Annotated in this window: 14 protein-coding genes; 9 read left to right on the top strand and 5 right to left on the bottom strand. The window is 55.8% G+C overall.

The genetic code is table 11. The annotated features are described in order from the left end of the window. Positions 1-34: 34 nt before the first annotated feature. The 4 genes from gyrB to dnaA are packed head-to-tail and all read right to left on the bottom strand — an operon-like array spanning position 35 to position 6,047. Positions 35-2,446, bottom strand: coding sequence for a DNA topoisomerase (ATP-hydrolyzing) subunit B (gene gyrB / locus FU672_RS15465; protein WP_148243891.1), 2,412 nt, complete (start codon positions 2,444-2,446; stop codon positions 35-37). A gap of 28 nt (positions 2,447-2,474) precedes the next feature. After that, positions 2,475-3,548, bottom strand: a complete 1,074-nt coding sequence (gene recF, locus FU672_RS15470; protein ID WP_148243892.1) for a DNA replication/repair protein RecF — start codon at positions 3,546-3,548, stop codon at positions 2,475-2,477. Continuing rightward, positions 3,548-4,648: a DNA polymerase III subunit beta gene (gene dnaN, locus FU672_RS15475; protein ID WP_010426557.1), complete on the bottom strand. Its 1,101-nt coding sequence runs from the start codon at positions 4,646-4,648 to the stop codon at positions 3,548-3,550. The genes recF and dnaN overlap by 1 nt, the downstream gene beginning before the upstream one ends. A 4-nt stretch (positions 4,649-4,652) precedes the next feature. After that, positions 4,653-6,047 carry a chromosomal replication initiator protein DnaA gene (gene dnaA / locus FU672_RS15480; RefSeq protein WP_045630887.1) on the bottom strand — a complete coding sequence of 465 codons (1,395 nt, stop codon included), beginning with the start codon at positions 6,045-6,047 and terminating at the stop codon, positions 4,653-4,655. 637 nt (positions 6,048-6,684) lie between these two features. Between dnaA and rpmH the strand changes: the two genes are divergently transcribed. The 9 genes from rpmH (at position 6,685) to FU672_RS15525 (ending at position 14,204) form a co-directional block, all read left to right on the top strand. Then, entirely contained in the window at positions 6,685-6,825 is a 141-nt protein-coding gene (rpmH, locus tag FU672_RS15485; RefSeq protein WP_003849659.1) for a 50S ribosomal protein L34, read from the top strand. Between the two features lie 16 nt (positions 6,826-6,841). Beyond that, entirely contained in the window at positions 6,842-7,201 is a 360-nt protein-coding gene (gene rnpA, locus FU672_RS15490) for a ribonuclease P protein component (protein ID WP_032640303.1), read from the top strand. Beyond that, positions 7,165-7,422 (top strand): membrane protein insertion efficiency factor YidD, encoded by a 258-nt coding sequence (gene yidD / locus FU672_RS15495; RefSeq protein ID WP_001307474.1) that lies wholly within the window; start codon positions 7,165-7,167, stop codon positions 7,420-7,422. Before rnpA ends, yidD begins: the two co-directional genes overlap by 37 nt. Positions 7,423-7,424: 2 nt before the next feature. Further along, on the top strand, positions 7,425-9,068 hold the full coding sequence (gene yidC / locus FU672_RS15500; protein WP_148243893.1) for a membrane protein insertase YidC: 1,644 nt from the start codon (positions 7,425-7,427) through the stop codon (positions 9,066-9,068). Between the two features lie 72 nt (positions 9,069-9,140). Further along, positions 9,141-10,505 carry a tRNA uridine-5-carboxymethylaminomethyl(34) synthesis GTPase MnmE gene (mnmE, locus tag FU672_RS15505; RefSeq protein ID WP_148243894.1) on the top strand — a complete coding sequence of 455 codons (1,365 nt, stop codon included), beginning with the start codon at positions 9,141-9,143 and terminating at the stop codon, positions 10,503-10,505. Positions 10,506-10,616: 111 nt separating this feature from the next. Then, positions 10,617-11,792 carry an MFS transporter gene (locus tag FU672_RS15510; RefSeq protein ID WP_148243895.1) on the top strand — a complete coding sequence of 392 codons (1,176 nt, stop codon included), beginning with the start codon at positions 10,617-10,619 and terminating at the stop codon, positions 11,790-11,792. After that, a complete protein-coding gene (gene yidZ, locus FU672_RS15515; protein WP_148243896.1) occupies positions 11,761-12,732 on the top strand; it encodes an HTH-type transcriptional regulator YidZ in 972 nt (323 codons plus the stop codon). The genes FU672_RS15510 and yidZ overlap by 32 nt, the downstream gene beginning before the upstream one ends. Before the next feature lie 122 nt (positions 12,733-12,854). Further along, positions 12,855-13,601 carry a 4'-phosphopantetheinyl transferase family protein gene (locus FU672_RS15520; RefSeq protein ID WP_148243897.1) on the top strand — a complete coding sequence of 249 codons (747 nt, stop codon included), beginning with the start codon at positions 12,855-12,857 and terminating at the stop codon, positions 13,599-13,601. 36 nt (positions 13,602-13,637) lie between these two features. Then, positions 13,638-14,204, top strand: coding sequence for an NADPH-dependent FMN reductase (locus FU672_RS15525; protein WP_148243898.1), 567 nt, complete (start codon positions 13,638-13,640; stop codon positions 14,202-14,204). Positions 14,205-14,295: 91 nt separating this feature from the next. Here FU672_RS15525 and adeP read toward each other — a convergent pair whose 3' ends face one another. Continuing rightward, positions 14,296-15,633 (bottom strand): adenine permease AdeP, encoded by a 1,338-nt coding sequence (gene adeP, locus FU672_RS15530; protein ID WP_148243918.1) that lies wholly within the window; start codon positions 15,631-15,633, stop codon positions 14,296-14,298. Between the last annotated feature and the right edge of the window lie 9 nt (positions 15,634-15,642).

Here is a 15,642-nt window from a genome sequence, read left to right on the forward strand (position 1 = left end):
AAGCGCGGCCAGTTTTCGTGCGGTATAACGACGATTAAATATCGATATTTGCCGCTTTCAGGGCGTTCTCTTCGATGAAGGCACGACGTGGTTCAACTGCATCGCCCATCAGGGTCGTGAACAGCTGGTCTGCAGCAATCGCGTCCTTAACGGTGACGCGCAGCATGCGGCGGCTTTCCGGATCCATGGTGGTTTCCCACAGCTGATCCGGGTTCATTTCGCCCAGACCTTTATAGCGCTGGATCGCGAGGCCACGACGGGACTCTTTCACCAGCCAGTCCAGCGCCTGCTCGAAGCTGGCTACCGGCTGACGACGTTCGCCACGTTCGATGAACGCATCGTCTTCGATCAGGCCGCGCAGCTTCTCGCCGAGCGTGCAGAGACGACGGTATTCCGGACCGGTGACAAACTCGTGCTCGAGCGGATAGTCGGTATCAACGCCGTGGGTACGCACGCGAATGATCGGCTCGAACTGCTGATCGGCGTTCTGCTGAACATCACATTTCCACATGCTACCGTGCTGCTCTTTCTCGTTCAGCTCGGTCACCAGGGCGTTCACCCAGCGGGTTACGGTCTGCTCATTGCTCAGATCGGCTTCGGTCAGGGTTGGCTGATAAACCAGCTCCTTCAGCAGCGTTTTCGGATAACGGCGTTCCATACGCGTAATCATTTTCTGCGTGGCGTTGAACTCGGACACCAGACGCTCCAGCGGCTCACCGGCCAGTGCAGGGGCGTGCGAGTTCGCGTGCAGGGTCGCGCCATCAAGGGCGATCGCGATTTGGTACTGATCCATCGCTTCGTCGTCTTTAATGTACTGTTCCTGCTTGCCTTTCTTCACTTTGTACAGCGGCGGCTGTGCAATGTAGACGTGGCCACGTTCAACGATCTCAGGCATCTGACGATAGAAGAAGGTCAACAGCAGCGTACGAATGTGCGAGCCGTCGACGTCCGCATCGGTCATGATGATGATGCTGTGGTAGCGCAGTTTGTCCGGGTTGTATTCATCACGGCCAATGCCGCAGCCCAGCGCGGTGATGAGTGTCGCCACTTCCTGAGAAGAGAGCATCTTGTCGAAACGGGCTTTCTCAACGTTGAGGATTTTACCCTTCAGCGGCAGGATAGCCTGGTTCTTACGGTTACGGCCCTGCTTCGCAGAACCGCCCGCGGAGTCCCCTTCCACGAGGTACAGTTCAGACAGCGCCGGGTCGCGTTCCTGGCAGTCAGCCAGTTTGCCCGGCAGACCTGCTAAGTCCAGCGCGCCTTTACGACGGGTCATTTCACGGGCTTTACGCGCCGCTTCACGGGCACGCGCCGCATCAATAATTTTGCCCACCACGATTTTCGCGTCGGACGGGTTTTCCAGCAGGTATTCGCTCAGCAGTTCGTTCATCTGCTGTTCAACCGCCGATTTCACCTCAGAAGAGACCAGCTTGTCTTTGGTCTGAGAGGAGAACTTCGGATCCGGTACCTTCACGGAGACAACGGCAATCAGGCCTTCACGGGCGTCGTCACCGGTAGCGCTGACTTTCGCTTTTTTGCTGTAGCCTTCTTTGTCCATGTAGGCGTTCAGGGTACGGGTCATCGCCGCACGGAAGCCTGCAAGGTGAGTACCGCCGTCACGCTGTGGAATGTTGTTGGTAAAGCAGTAGATATTTTCCTGGAAACCGTCGTTCCACTGCAGTGCCACTTCCACGCCAATACCGTCTTTTTCAGTAGAGAAGTAGAATACATTCGGGTGGATCGGGGTTTTGTTCTTGTTGAGATACTCAACAAACGCCTTGATGCCGCCTTCGTAATGGAAATGGTCTTCTTTACCGTCGCGTTTGTCTTTCAGACGAATAGAGACGCCGGAGTTCAGGAATGACAGCTCACGCAGACGTTTTGCCAGAATGTCGTATTCAAATTCAACGACGTTGGTGAAGGTTTCGTGGCTCGGCCAGAAACGGACCAGAGTACCTGTTGCTTCCGTATCGCCAGTAACCGCCAGCGGCGCTTGCGGCACACCGTGGACGTAAGTCTGCTGATGCACTTTGCCTTCACGGCGAATAACCAGCTCCAGCTTCTGCGACAGGGCGTTAACCACGGAGACGCCTACGCCGTGCAGGCCGCCGGAAACTTTATAGGAGTTATCGTCGAACTTACCGCCTGCGTGCAGGACGGTCATGATCACTTCCGCAGCAGAGACACCCTCTTCCGGGTGGATACCGGTTGGGATGCCACGACCATCATCGGTGACGGAGACGGAATTGTCCGCATGGATGGTGACCACGATGTCTTTACAGTGACCCGCGAGCGCTTCGTCGATAGCGTTATCTACCACCTCGAATACCATGTGGTGCAGACCGGTGCCGTCATCCGTGTCGCCGATATACATACCCGGGCGCTTACGCACCGCATCCAGCCCTTTCAGGACTTTGATACTGGAGGAGTCATAAGAATTCGACATCAACGTTTCTCGCTCATTTATACTTGGGTTAATCCGTTATTTTACCCTTTTCCACGGTAAACATCTTCGAATTTTCGTCCGACATGTCTATAACGTGTTCAGCGCTAATGGCGCTGACGAAAACCTGCGACTGCGTGGCTTTTAAGCGGCTGGCAAGCAGCCCGCGCCGCGCGTCGTCAAGTTCCGAGGCAAAATCATCTATCAGGTACAGGCAGCGTCGCCCGCTCTCGCGAGTGAGAAACTCCCCCTGTGCCAGGCGCAGCGCACACATCAGGAGCTTGAGCTGCCCGCGCGACAGCGTGTCTTCCACCGGTGCACCGTCGGCACGAATGCGGAAATCCGCCTTGTGCGGGCCGTGCGCGGTGTAGGTCAACATGCGGTCGCGCTCGAAGTTTCTCTCTAATATTTCCGCATAATCCGTCTCTTTCTCCCAGCCGCGCTGGAAGGAGAAGGTGAGAGAAAACTCGGGTAAAAACTGTTTGCAGGTGTCGGCCATGTCTTCGGCGATACCTGCGCTGTATTCAGCACGCCAGCGGCTGATTTGTTCCGCGAGAGGGATTAACTCCATGTCCCACGGACGCAGCTGGGCGTAACGTGTCACCTGGCGCAACGCGGCGTTACGCTGCTTAAGCAGACGCTTCAGGTTGCTCCAGGCGTTAAAGAAACCGGCTTCGTTGTGAAAGCATCCCCAGTCGAGGAACGCTCTTCTGTATTTGGGGCCGCCGTTGAGTAAAGTAAACCCCTCCGGCGTAATCAGCTGCATTGGCATCAGCAGCGCCAGCTCAGCCACCTTGTGGCCGTCGGTACCGTCGATGCGCACCTTGCTGTCGCCCTGCTTATCCTTGCTCAGGCCGATGGCGGTCTCCCGCTCTTCGCCCTGTAAACGACCGTGCAGAACAAAAGATTCCTGCTCGTGGCGAATGACGCGACCAATCTGCAAACTGCGAAACGCCCGACCATGGCCGAGCGTATAGATGGCTTCCAGCACGCTGGTTTTGCCGCTGCCGTTTGCGCCAACCAGGAAGTTAAAGCCAGGGGATAAAGCGAGATCCGCGCTTTCAATATTGCGAAAGTCGCGGATCAACAGACGGGTGAGCGACATTACAGTCTCATTGGCATAACAACATAAGCAGCCGACTGTGATGCGGCATCTTCAATCTGTACGCTCGAAACGGAGTCGGTCAGCAGAATGCGCACATTCTCGCATTTCAGCGCATTCAGCACATCCAGCACGTAGCTGACGTTAAAGCCGATTTCCATCTCGGTCCCGGCGTAGGTGACGTCCAGAATTTCTTCTGCCTCTTCCTGCTCCGGGTTGTTAGCGGTGATTTTGATCTGGTTTTCACTCACGTACAGGCGCACGCCGCGGAATTTCTCGTTAGAGAGAATAGCGGCACGGGCAAAGGCCTGCTTGAGGCTATCGCAGCCCGCTTCCAGCGTTTTGTCCGGATTCTTCGGCAATACGCGGCGATAATCCGGGAAACGACCGTCAACCAGCTTCGAAGTGAAGACAAAATCGCCCACGTGTGCGCGGATGTTGTTGCTGCCGATCTGCACGCGCAGCGGCGTATCACCGCCGTCGAGCATACGCATCAGCTCAATCACCCCTTTACGCGGCACGATCACCGAATGGTTTGGCAGTGAATCGCCAATCGGCATAGAACAGACCGCCAGACGGTGGCCGTCGGTGGCGACGGTACGCAGTTCTTCACCTTCGGTTTCGAACAGCATGCCGTTTAAGTAGTAACGGACGTCCTGATGCGCCATGGAGAACTGCGTGGCTTCAATCAGACGCTTCATCGTCGCCTGTGGCAGGGTGAATTCTACTTCGCTCTGCCAGTCGTCCAGGTTCGGGAAGTCCGCAGCAGGCAGCGTGGAAAGCGAGAAACGGCTGCGGCCAGAACGCACCAGCATGCGGTCGCCCTCCAGCTGCACGGCGATTTCAGCGCCTTCCGGCAGCCCGCGGCAGATGTCAAAGAATTTACGTGCCGGAACCGTGGTCGCGCCCGCGTCGTGCGGCTGCGTCAGCGTAACGCGCGCGATCATTTCCATTTCCAAATCTGTACCGGTCAGCGACAGCGTACCGTCCGCGACCTGAAGCAGCAGGTTTCCGAGAATAGGCAGCGTTGGGCGGCCACCTAATGGGCCACTCACCTGTTGCAGCGGTTTTAATAAATGTTCACGTTCAACGGTAAATTTCATAGCGTCACGATGATAATGTTCTGATTAGATTGGAAAAATCTTCTTTTATGTCGTGGCTTTCTTCGCGTAACTGCTCAATCTTGCGACAAGCGTGCAGCACGGTCGTATGGTCACGGCCACCAAACGCATCCCCGATTTCCGGCAGACTGTGGTTGGTTAACTCCTTTGCCAGCGCCATCGCCATCTGACGCGGACGCGCCACCGAGCGGGAACGACGTTTAGACAGCAAATCTGCCACTTTGATCTTGTAGTACTCAGCCACCGTCTTTTGAATATTATCGATGGTGACCAGTTTTTCCTGCAATGCCAGCAAATCTCGCAGCGCTTCACGCACAAAATCGATAGTGATCGCACGACCGGTAAAGTTGGCATTGGCGATAACGCGGTTCAGTGCCCCTTCCAGCTCACGCACGTTGGAGCGCAGACGCTTGGCAATGAAGAACGCCACTTCGCCCGGCAGGCGAATGTCGTTTTCATCGGCTTTCTTCATCAGGATCGCGACGCGGGTTTCCAGCTCCGGTGGCTCGATCGCCACGGTCAGGCCCCAGCCGAAGCGGGATTTCAGACGATCTTCAACACCGTTGATCTCTTTTGGGTAACGATCCGAGGTCAAAATGATCTGCTGATTGCCTTCCAGCAGGGCGTTGAAGGTGTGGAAAAACTCTTCCTGCGATCGTTCTTTATTGGCAAAGAACTGGATGTCATCGATGAGCAGCGCGTCAACAGAACGATAGTAGCGTTTAAACTCTTCGATCGCATTGTTTTGCAGGGCTTTTACCATGTCCTGAACGAAGCGTTCGGAGTGCATATACACCACTTTGGCATTGGGCTTGCGCGCCATAATGCCATTACCCACCGCATGCAGCAGGTGCGTTTTACCCAGACCCGTGCCGCCATAAAGGAACAGCGGGTTGTAGGCCCCACCGGGATTATCAGCAACCTGGCGGGCCGCCGCGCGTGCCAGCTGGTTCGACTTACCTTCAACGAAGTTATCGAACGTGTGTTTCACGTTAACGTTAGAGCGGTAGGTTGGCTCAGCCGGTGCAGGGACATTATCCCAGCCCTGACGAGCGGGTGCGACGCGAGGAGCCGGCGCGGGTGCGGCCTGGGCAGGCGCAGCCACATTCACGGTTTCACGTACGGTTTGGGTGACCGGCTTTGTGCCCACTTCAAAGCGCAGCTGCGGGACATCTGACCCGCAGAAATCGTTCAGTAGTCCATTGATGTTATTAAGGTATTTGTCCCTTACCCAATCGAGCACAAAACGGTTTGGCGCATACAAAGCCAGCGTGTTATCGCTCAGTTCCGCCTGCAACGGGCGGATCCACATACTGAATTCTGTGGCTGGTAACTCATCCTGCAATCGGGCAAGACACTGCTGCCAAAGCGAAAGTGACACGGCGGACTCCACTCGAACAATAAAAGAAAACTATTGAATATTCATGATTGTTGGCGCACATCGACATGACCCAATAAGGGGGATGTGCGAACCGCTATCTGCGGTTATACACGCCATCGTTGATACAATCTGAACGATGTTGTGTTTATGCCCGGCCGGGATCGCTGGATCCCGATCGGGACCGCGGATCATAGCCTAAACTGAGCCAGAGATCTTCTGTTTCTCACAGATTCTTCCCGATTTATCCACAGGAAGATCCGGAACCGGGTAAGTGTAAACGATCCTGGCGCAAGTGCCCCGCGATTTAGTCCGCATATTGGAAAAATTAATGAGCACAGACAATTTATTGCTTAAATGATCTAACGAAGATCCGGGACGATCCTTGCGCTTTATCGTTGAGCCCGTATAATCCTCGACCCGGCGCGTGATGCTCATCTTCCTGCGTCGTCCGTTGCTCATTTTCCACGCGAAAACGTGCGGAAATACGCGGGAAATAAGGAAAGAGAATTGACTCCGGAGTGTACAATTATTACAATCCGGCCTCTTTAATCACCCACGCTGAGGCGTTAGTCGTTCGAAACTCGTTCGGGTATACGCGAAAGTCAGTGAAATTATTCAAGTTTAGGTAGAAATCGCCATGAAACGCACTTTTCAACCGTCTGTACTGAAGCGCAACCGTTCTCACGGCTTCCGTGCTCGTATGGCTACTAAAAATGGTCGTCAGGTTCTGGCACGTCGTCGTGCTAAAGGCCGTTCTCGTCTGACCGTTTCCAAGTAATAAAGCTAACCCCTGAGTGGTTAAGCTAGCATTTCCCAGGGAGTTACGTTTGTTAACTCCCGCTCATTTCACTTTCGTCTTCCAGCAGCCACTACGGGCTGGCACGCCGCAAATCACCATCCTCGGCCGCCAAAATTCGCTGGGGCATCCCCGCATCGGTCTCACAGTCGCCAAGAAAAATGTTAAGCGTGCGCATGAACGCAATCGGATTAAACGTCTGACGCGTGAAAGCTTCCGTTTACGTCAGCACGAACTGCCTTCAATGGATTTCGTGGTGGTGGCGAAGAAAGGGGTTGCCGACCTCGATAACCGTGCTCTCTCGGAAGCGTTGGAAAAATTATGGCGCCGCCACTGTCGCCTGGCTCACGGGTCCTGATAGCCCTCATTCGGGTCTATCAACGCCTGATTAGTCCGCTACTCGGGCCGCATTGCCGTTTCACACCAACATGCTCAAGCTACGGAATTGAGGCATTGCGCAGGTTTGGAGTGATAAAAGGCAGTTGGTTGACGGTGAAACGCGTATTAAAATGCCACCCTTTACACCCCGGTGGAGACGACCCCGTCCCCCCAGGACCCTTTGATACCAGAGAACACTAACGATGGATTCGCAACGCAATCTTCTTATCATCGCTTTGTTGTTCGTGTCTTTCATGATCTGGCAAGCATGGGAGCAGGATAAAAATCCTCAACCCCAGCAGCAGACCACGCAGACTACGACCACCGCAGCGGGTAGCGCCGCCGACCAGGGCGTACCGGCCAGTGGCCAGGGGAAACAGATTACGGTTAAGACCGATGTGCTTGAGCTGACAATCAACACCCGTGGTGGTGATGTTGAGCAGGCGCTGCTGTTGACCTACCCGAAAGAGCTGAAGTCTACCGAACCGTTCCAGTTACTGGAAACCACGCCTGAGTTTATCTACCAGGCGCAAAGCGGCCTGACCGGTCGTGATGGCCCGGATAACCCGGCTAACGGTGCGCGTCCACTGTACAACGTCGAGAAAGAGACTTTCGTGCTGGCTGATGGCCAGAACGAACTCGCGATCCCGATGACCTACACCGACGCCGCGGGCAACACCTTCACCAAAACCTTCACCCTGAAACGCGGTGAATATGCGGTGAATGTGGGTTACAGCGTACAGAACACCGGTGCGAAACCACTGGAACTGTCGACCTTTGGTCAGCTGAAGCAGTCCATCAATCTGCCGTCTCACCGTGACACCGGAAGCAGCAACTTTGCGCTGCATACCTTCCGTGGCGCGGCGTACTCCACGCCTGACGCGAAGTATGAGAAATACAAATTCGACACCATTGCCGATAACGAAAACCTGAACGTCAGCGCTAAAGGCGGTTGGGTGGCAATGCTGCAGCAGTATTTCGCCACTGCGTGGGTGCCAAATAACGACGGTACCAACAACTTCTACACCGCGAACCTGGGTAACGGTCTTGCAGCCATCGGCTACAAATCTCAGCCGGTTCTGGTTCAGCCGGGTCAAACCGGTAAGATGGCAAGCACCCTGTGGGTCGGCCCGGAAATTCAGGACAAAATGGCCGCTGTTGCGCCGCACCTGGATCTGACCGTCGATTACGGTTGGTTGTGGTTCATCTCTCAGCCGCTGTTTAAGCTGCTGAAGTTCATCCACAGCTTCCTGGGTAACTGGGGCTTCTCCATCATCGTTATCACCTTTATCGTTCGTGGCATCATGTACCCGCTGACTAAAGCGCAGTACACCTCCATGGCGAAGATGCGTATGCTGCAGCCGAAGATTGCGGCAATGCGTGAGCGTCTGGGCGATGACAAACAGCGTCAGAGCCAGGAAATGATGGCCCTGTATAAAGCAGAAAAAGTAAACCCGCTGGGTGGTTGCTTCCCGCTGCTGATTCAGATGCCAATCTTCCTTGCGCTGTACTACATGCTGATGGGTTCCGTTGAGCTGCGCCACGCGCCGTTCGCCCTGTGGATCCATGACCTGTCTGCACAGGACCCGTACTACATCCTGCCGATCCTGATGGGCGTGACGATGTTCTTCATCCAGAAGATGTCGCCGACCACCGTGACCGACCCGATGCAGCAGAAGATCATGACCTTCATGCCGGTCATCTTCACCGTGTTCTTCCTGTGGTTCCCGTCAGGTCTGGTGCTGTACTATATCGTCAGCAACCTGGTGACCATCATCCAGCAGCAGCTGATTTACCGTGGTCTGGAAAAACGTGGCCTGCATAGCCGCGAAAAGAAAAAGTCCTGATTCGGTAAGTTAACGCTAAAATAAGGGCGGTCAATTGACCGCCTTTTTTATTTGTATTGAACGAGACCAACCATGAGCCATAACGACACTATCGTCGCCCAGGCAACCCCACCGGGACGCGGTGGTGTAGGCATTCTGCGTATCTCCGGCCTGAAGGCGCGCGAGGTGGCCGAAGCGGTGCTGGGTAAACTGCCAAAGCCGCGCTACGCTGATTATCTGCCGTTTAAAGACACCGACGGCACGCCGCTGGACCAGGGCATTGCGCTGTGGTTCCCCGGCCCGAACTCCTTTACCGGCGAAGACGTGCTGGAGCTGCAGGGTCACGGCGGCCCGGTTATCCTCGACCTGCTGTTAAAACGTATTCTGACCCTGCCTGGCCTGCGTATTGCGAAGCCGGGCGAGTTCTCCGAGCGTGCCTTCCTCAACGACAAGCTCGACCTGGCGCAGGCAGAAGCAATTGCAGACCTGATCGACGCCAGCTCTGAACAGGCGGCCCGCTCCGCTCTGAACTCGCTGCAGGGTGCATTCTCCGCCCGCGTGAATCATCTTGTGGAAGCACTCACTCACCTTAGAATCTACGTCGAAGCGGCTATCGACTTCCCGGATGAGGAGATTGACTTCCTCTCTGACGGTAAAATCGAAGCGCAGCTCAATCAGGTAATGAACGATCTCGACGCCGTGCGTGCCGAAGCGCGTCAGGGCAGCCTGCTGCGTGAAGGGATGAAAGTGGTGATTGCCGGTCGTCCTAACGCCGGGAAATCGAGCCTGCTGAACTCCCTGGCGGGCCGTGAAGCGGCCATCGTCACCGACATTGCCGGCACCACCCGCGACGTGCTGCGTGAGCATATCCACATCGACGGGATGCCGCTGCATATTATCGACACCGCCGGTCTACGCGATGCAAGCGACGAAGTGGAACGCATTGGTATCGAACGTGCCTGGCAGGAGATCGAGCAGGCCGACCGCGTGCTGTTTATGGTGGACGGCACCACGACCGACGCCGTTGACCCGGCAGAGATCTGGCCGGACTTTATCGCCCGTCTGCCGGCGAAACTGCCGATCACCGTGGTGCGTAACAAAGCGGACGCCACCGGCGAAACGCTGGGCATCAGCGATGTGAATGGTCACTCACTTATTCGTCTGTCAGCCCGAACCGGTGAAGGCGTGGACGACCTGCGTAACCATCTCAAACAGAGCATGGGATTTGACACCAGCATGGAAGGCGGCTTCCTGGCACGTCGTCGCCACCTGCAGGCGCTGGAAGAGGCGGCAAACCACCTTGTTCAGGGCAAAGCACAGCTGATTGGCGCGTGGGCGGGAGAACTGCTGGCGGAAGAGCTGCGTCTGGCGCAGCAGAATCTGAGCGAAATCACCGGGGAGTTTACGTCGGATGATTTGCTGGGAAGGATTTTCTCGAGCTTCTGTATTGGTAAGTAATGCCCGCTAATTGATGGTGGTTTCCATCCAGGAAATCACCATTGTCCAAATGGCAACTCGCCTAATCCCTTTTCACCCCCTATCCTGCATGCCTGCATCTATGGGGGGTTTATGGCGCGTTTTCTGTTTTGTAGTTTCGCATTAGTTCTGCTTTATCCGTCTGGCATTGATATGTATCTGGTGGGATTGCCGCACATCGCTCGCGATCTGGGCGCCAGCGAAGCGCAGCTGCATATCGCGTTTTCGGCCTATCTCGCGGGGATGGCGTCGTCGATGGTGTTTGCCGGGAAGATTGCGGATAAGGCAGGTCGTCAGCCTGTCGCGATAACCGGCGCTATCATTTTTGCCCTCGCCTCTCTTCTCTGTTCACAGGCGCAGAACAGCACCTTGTTCCTGGCAGGACGGTTTATCCAGGGCACTGGAGCCGGTGGCTGTTACGTCGTCGCTTTTGCCATTCTGCGCGACACCTTAAGCGCCCAGCGCCGCGCCAAAGTGCTTTCGATGCTGAACGGCATTACCTGCATCATCCCGGTGCTGGCCCCGGTCGTGGGATATCTGATCATGCTGAAATTCCCGTGGCAGAGCCTGTTCTGGACCATGGCGGCGATGGGCGCGCTGGTGTTTATCCTGTCCATCGCCGTGCTGAAAGAGACCCACCCGGGCTCGCAGAATATCGGCCATACCGCAACCATTCACCCGGCAGAGAAGCTGCTTAACCGCTTTTTCCTCAGTCGTCTGGCCGTAACCACGTTAAGCGTGGCGGTGATCCTGACCTATGTAAACGTTTCCCCGGTTTTACTGATGGAGACCATGGGCTTCGATCGGGGTGAGTATTCAACGGTGATGGCATTAACCGCCATGGTCAGTATGGCAGTTTCGTTCTCTACCCCGTTTGCGCTAAATGTTTTCAGCCAGCGCGCGTTGATGCTGACCTCACAGGTTTTATTCCTCACTGCAGGCATGCTCCTGGCGACCACCAGCTCACATGCGGTGATGCTGGTGGGTATTACCCTCATTTGTGCCGGGTTTTCGGTTGGCTTTGGCGTGGCGATGAGTCAGGCGCTTGGCCCATTCTCGCTGCGGGCAGGCGTGGCAAGCTCGGTGCTGGGGATCGCGCAGGTCTGCGGCTCGTCGCTATGGATTTGGCTGGCGGCGGTCATCGGGCTTAACGCGCTGAATATGCTGATCGGGGTTCTGATTGGCTGTAGCATACTGTGCATTACCTTACTTATGGTCATCCGGCCTGCGGCGCATTATGAAGAAGCCCATCAGCAGTCTCGATCTTAACCTGTTGCTGTGCCTGCAGCTTTTGCTGCAGGAGCGCAGCGTCACCAAAGCGGCGAAGCGGATGAACGTGACGCCGTCAGCGGTAAGTAAATCGCTGGCCAAGCTGCGCGACTGGTTTGACGACCCGCTGTTTGTCAAAACGCCGTTAGGGCTGCTGCCAACCCCGCTGACGGTAAGCCTGGAGCAGGATCTGGCCGACTGGATGCAAATCGGCAATCAGATCCTCGATAAATTCCACCATGATTCGCCAGGCGGACTGACGTTCGTGCTGGCCGCCGAAACGCCGTTGATGCTGATCCGCTTTAACGCCCTGCTGGAGCAGGTGAACCAGCGCTATCCGCAGGCTACGGTGAAGATGCGCCACTGGGATTACGATTCGCTGGATGCCATTACGCGTGGAGAGGTGGATCTTGGCTTCACCGGCCGAGAGACACATCCGCGTTCCCGCGAGCTGCTGAAGCTGTTGCCGTGGTTTATCGACTACGAAATCCTGTTTAGTGACCGCCCCTGCGTCTATCTGCGCGAGGACCACCCGGCGCTGCAGGAAGCATGGAATCTGGAGACCTTCCTGCGCTACCCGCATATCAGTATCTTCTGGGAACGTAGCGACACCTGGGCGCTTGATGAGGTGCTAAAGGAGATGGGGCGTGAGCGCAATATCGCCATGTGCCTGCCGGGTTTCGAACAGGCGATGTTTATGGCGGCGCAGCCCGGCCATAACTATATCGCCACGGCTCCGCACTACTGCCACCACTACAATGAGCTCCACCAGCGGAAGCTGATCGCACTTCCTATTCCGATTGACGAAGCGCAGGCTGAAAAGCTGACCGTTCCCTTCACGCTGATCTGGCATAAACGGAACAGCCATAATCCGAAAATCGTCTGGTTACGGGACACCATCAAGGCGCTGTACGGTGCCAGCGATCCAATTTTTGCCTAAGAAAATGTAAAGTTCGGTCCTAAGGCTTCTCTTACTCCCATTTACTGATTAAAACAGGAGTCAAGTTAAGCGATAATCATGTAACCGTTTAACCGATTACGACCATTATCAAGGAGCGAAAAATGGCTACGCACTTTGCAAGAGGGATACTTACGGAAGGACGTCTCGTATCGGCAAGAATTTCTTCAGCCTGTCACAGCGAAGCACTCGCACTCCCGGAACACCGCAGGACGCGGTTTTTAGCGTCCAGAGCGCTTCTCGCAGAACTGCTGTTTATGCTGTACGGCACCAGCGAGCTGCCGGACATCATAACCCAACCCGAAGGCCGCCCGGTCTTTGCCGACCCGGATCTCCCTCGTTTTTCGATTGCCTACGCAGGCAATATTATTGGCGTCGCGCTGACTACCGAAGGGGATTGCGGGCTCGATATGGAACTTCAGCGCGCGACGCGCAGCTTCCATGCTGGTAATGCGCATGAAGACTATCCGCTCTCCAGCAATGAGAAGCTGTGGGTACGTAACCAGAACGATCCTGTCGAAGCCAGAGCCCAGCTCATTACCTTACGCCAGAGTATTCGCAAGCTCTGTGGATGCGCCTCAGACGACGCCAGCCTGCTGCAGCTGCTGCCAGGTTCCGGACGTCTTCGTGCCACCCAAGCCACGCTGGTAGAGGCGCTCAGTGACGCAGAGGATGTACTCATTTGGTCCATTGCGGTTACCCCCGCCATCGAACGCATGAAAATCTGGGAATTTGACAGTCAACAGGGATGGCGTAGCCTTCCTGATGTGCCCGAGCGCGCCAACGAGCCCGCAGCACGCCTGATGCGTTTAACCAGTTTACCGGCAGAAAAAGCATTCACCCTTAGCTGATCCAATCAGGGTCATCATGATGAAACAGGAGTAATCATGTCTGATACGTTGAAAGTAGTTACGTTACTGGGAAGCCTGCGCAAAGGTTCATTTAACGGGATGGTTGCCCGCACGCTGCCACAGCTGGCACCGGCAGGTATGGAGATTAGCGCCCTGCCGTCTATTGGCGATATTCCGCTGTATGATGCGGATGTCCAGCAGGAAGAAGGATTCCCGCAGAGCGTTGCGGCGCTGGCAGAGCAGATCCGCCAGGCCGACGGGGTGGTCATTGTCACGCCAGAGTATAACTACTCGGTTCCGGGTGGCCTGAAGAATGCCATCGACTGGCTGTCCCGTTTACCTGAACAGCCGCTCGCCGGTAAACCGGTGCTGATCCAGACCAGCTCAATGGGCGCGATTGGCGGCGCGCGCTGCCAGTATCATCTGCGCCAGATTCTGGTATTCCTGGATGCGATGGTCATGAACAAGCCGGAATTTATGGGCGGAGTGATTCAGAACAAGGTCGACCCGCAGACGGGTGACGTGGTGGATCAGAGCACACGTGACCACCTTTCTGGTCAGCTGACGGCCTTTGGGGATTATATTAAGCGGGTTAAAGCCTGATAAAAAAGCCCGGTGGCGCTAGCGCTTACCGGGCCTACACTCGTCAGTAGGTCAGGTAAGCGAAGCGCCACCTGACACCACAAACCGCACCTTAGTGCGCGTCAATAAACACAATCTTCAGCACAAACAGCAGCGCCACAACAATCACGCATGGGCTGAGGTCGCGGAAGCGGCCGGTACCGATCTTCATTATGCAGTAAGAGATAAAGCCCAGCGCGATACCTTCGGTAATCGAGAAGCTGAACGGCATCATCACGGCGGTAATAAACGCCGGCACCGCTTCGGTTAAATCATCCCACTTCACGCGTGACAGGCTGGAGGTCATCAGCACACCCACATAGATCAGCGCGCCGGCTGCCGCATACGGAGGAACCATACCCGCCAGTGGAGAGAGGAAGATCACCAGCAGGAACAGAATCCCCACGACCACCGCCGTCAGGCCGGTACGGCCGCCCACGGACACGCCGGAAGAAGATTCAATGTACGCGGTAACAGACGAGGTTCCGATAAAAGCACCGGTTACAGAGGAAACGCTGTCCACAAACAGCGCCTGCTTCATGCGCGGGAATTTCCCTTTCTCGTCCGCCAGACCTGCTTTGTCGGTCACGCCGATCAGCGTACCGGAGGAGTCAAACAGGTTGACCAGCATGAAAGAGAAAATCACGCCTGCCAGGCCCAGGTTCAGGGACCCCGCCAGGTCAACGTGACCAATCACGGTAGAGACGCTCGGCGGCGCAGAGACGATACCGTTATAGTGAACGTCGCCCAGCATCCAGCCCAGCAGGGTGGTCACCACGATGGATACCAGCACCGCCGCGTGAATATTACGGGAAGCCAGGATCGCGATGATAAAGAAGCCCAGCACGCCCAGCAGCACGTTATGAGAGGTCAGGTGACCGATGCTCACCAGCGTATCCGGGTTAGCCACGATAACGCCGGCGTTTTTCAGCCCCATCATACCGATGAACAGACCAATACCGCTGGTGATGCCCACGCGCAAGCTCACAGGAATGTTCGCAATCATCCAGTAACGCACACGGAAAATGGTCAGCAGCAGCAGGCCAACCGCACCCCAGAAGATGGCGCCCATGCCAACCTGCCACGGCAGACCCATCGCCTGAACGACCACGAACGCGAAGAACGCATTCAGGCCCATCGCCGGTGCCAGCGCCACCGGCAGGTTAGCGAACACACCCATCAGAATGCTGCCCAGGGCCGCGATCAGACAGGTGGTTACAAAGACGGCGCTGGTATCCATGCCAGCAACGCCCAGAATTTGAGGGTTCACAAAAACGATATAGACCATCGTCAGGAAGGTGGTGAAACCAGCGATCACTTCGGTGCGTGCCGTTGTGCCGTGCTCGCGCAGTTTGAAAACGCGCTCAAGCAGACCCTGACCAGATGTCTGGGTAGTGTGTTGTTGACTCATCATCAATTT

The sequence above is a fragment of the Enterobacter asburiae genome, from assembly GCF_008080435.1.
Lineage (GTDB): Bacteria > Pseudomonadota > Gammaproteobacteria > Enterobacterales > Enterobacteriaceae > Enterobacter > Enterobacter asburiae_C.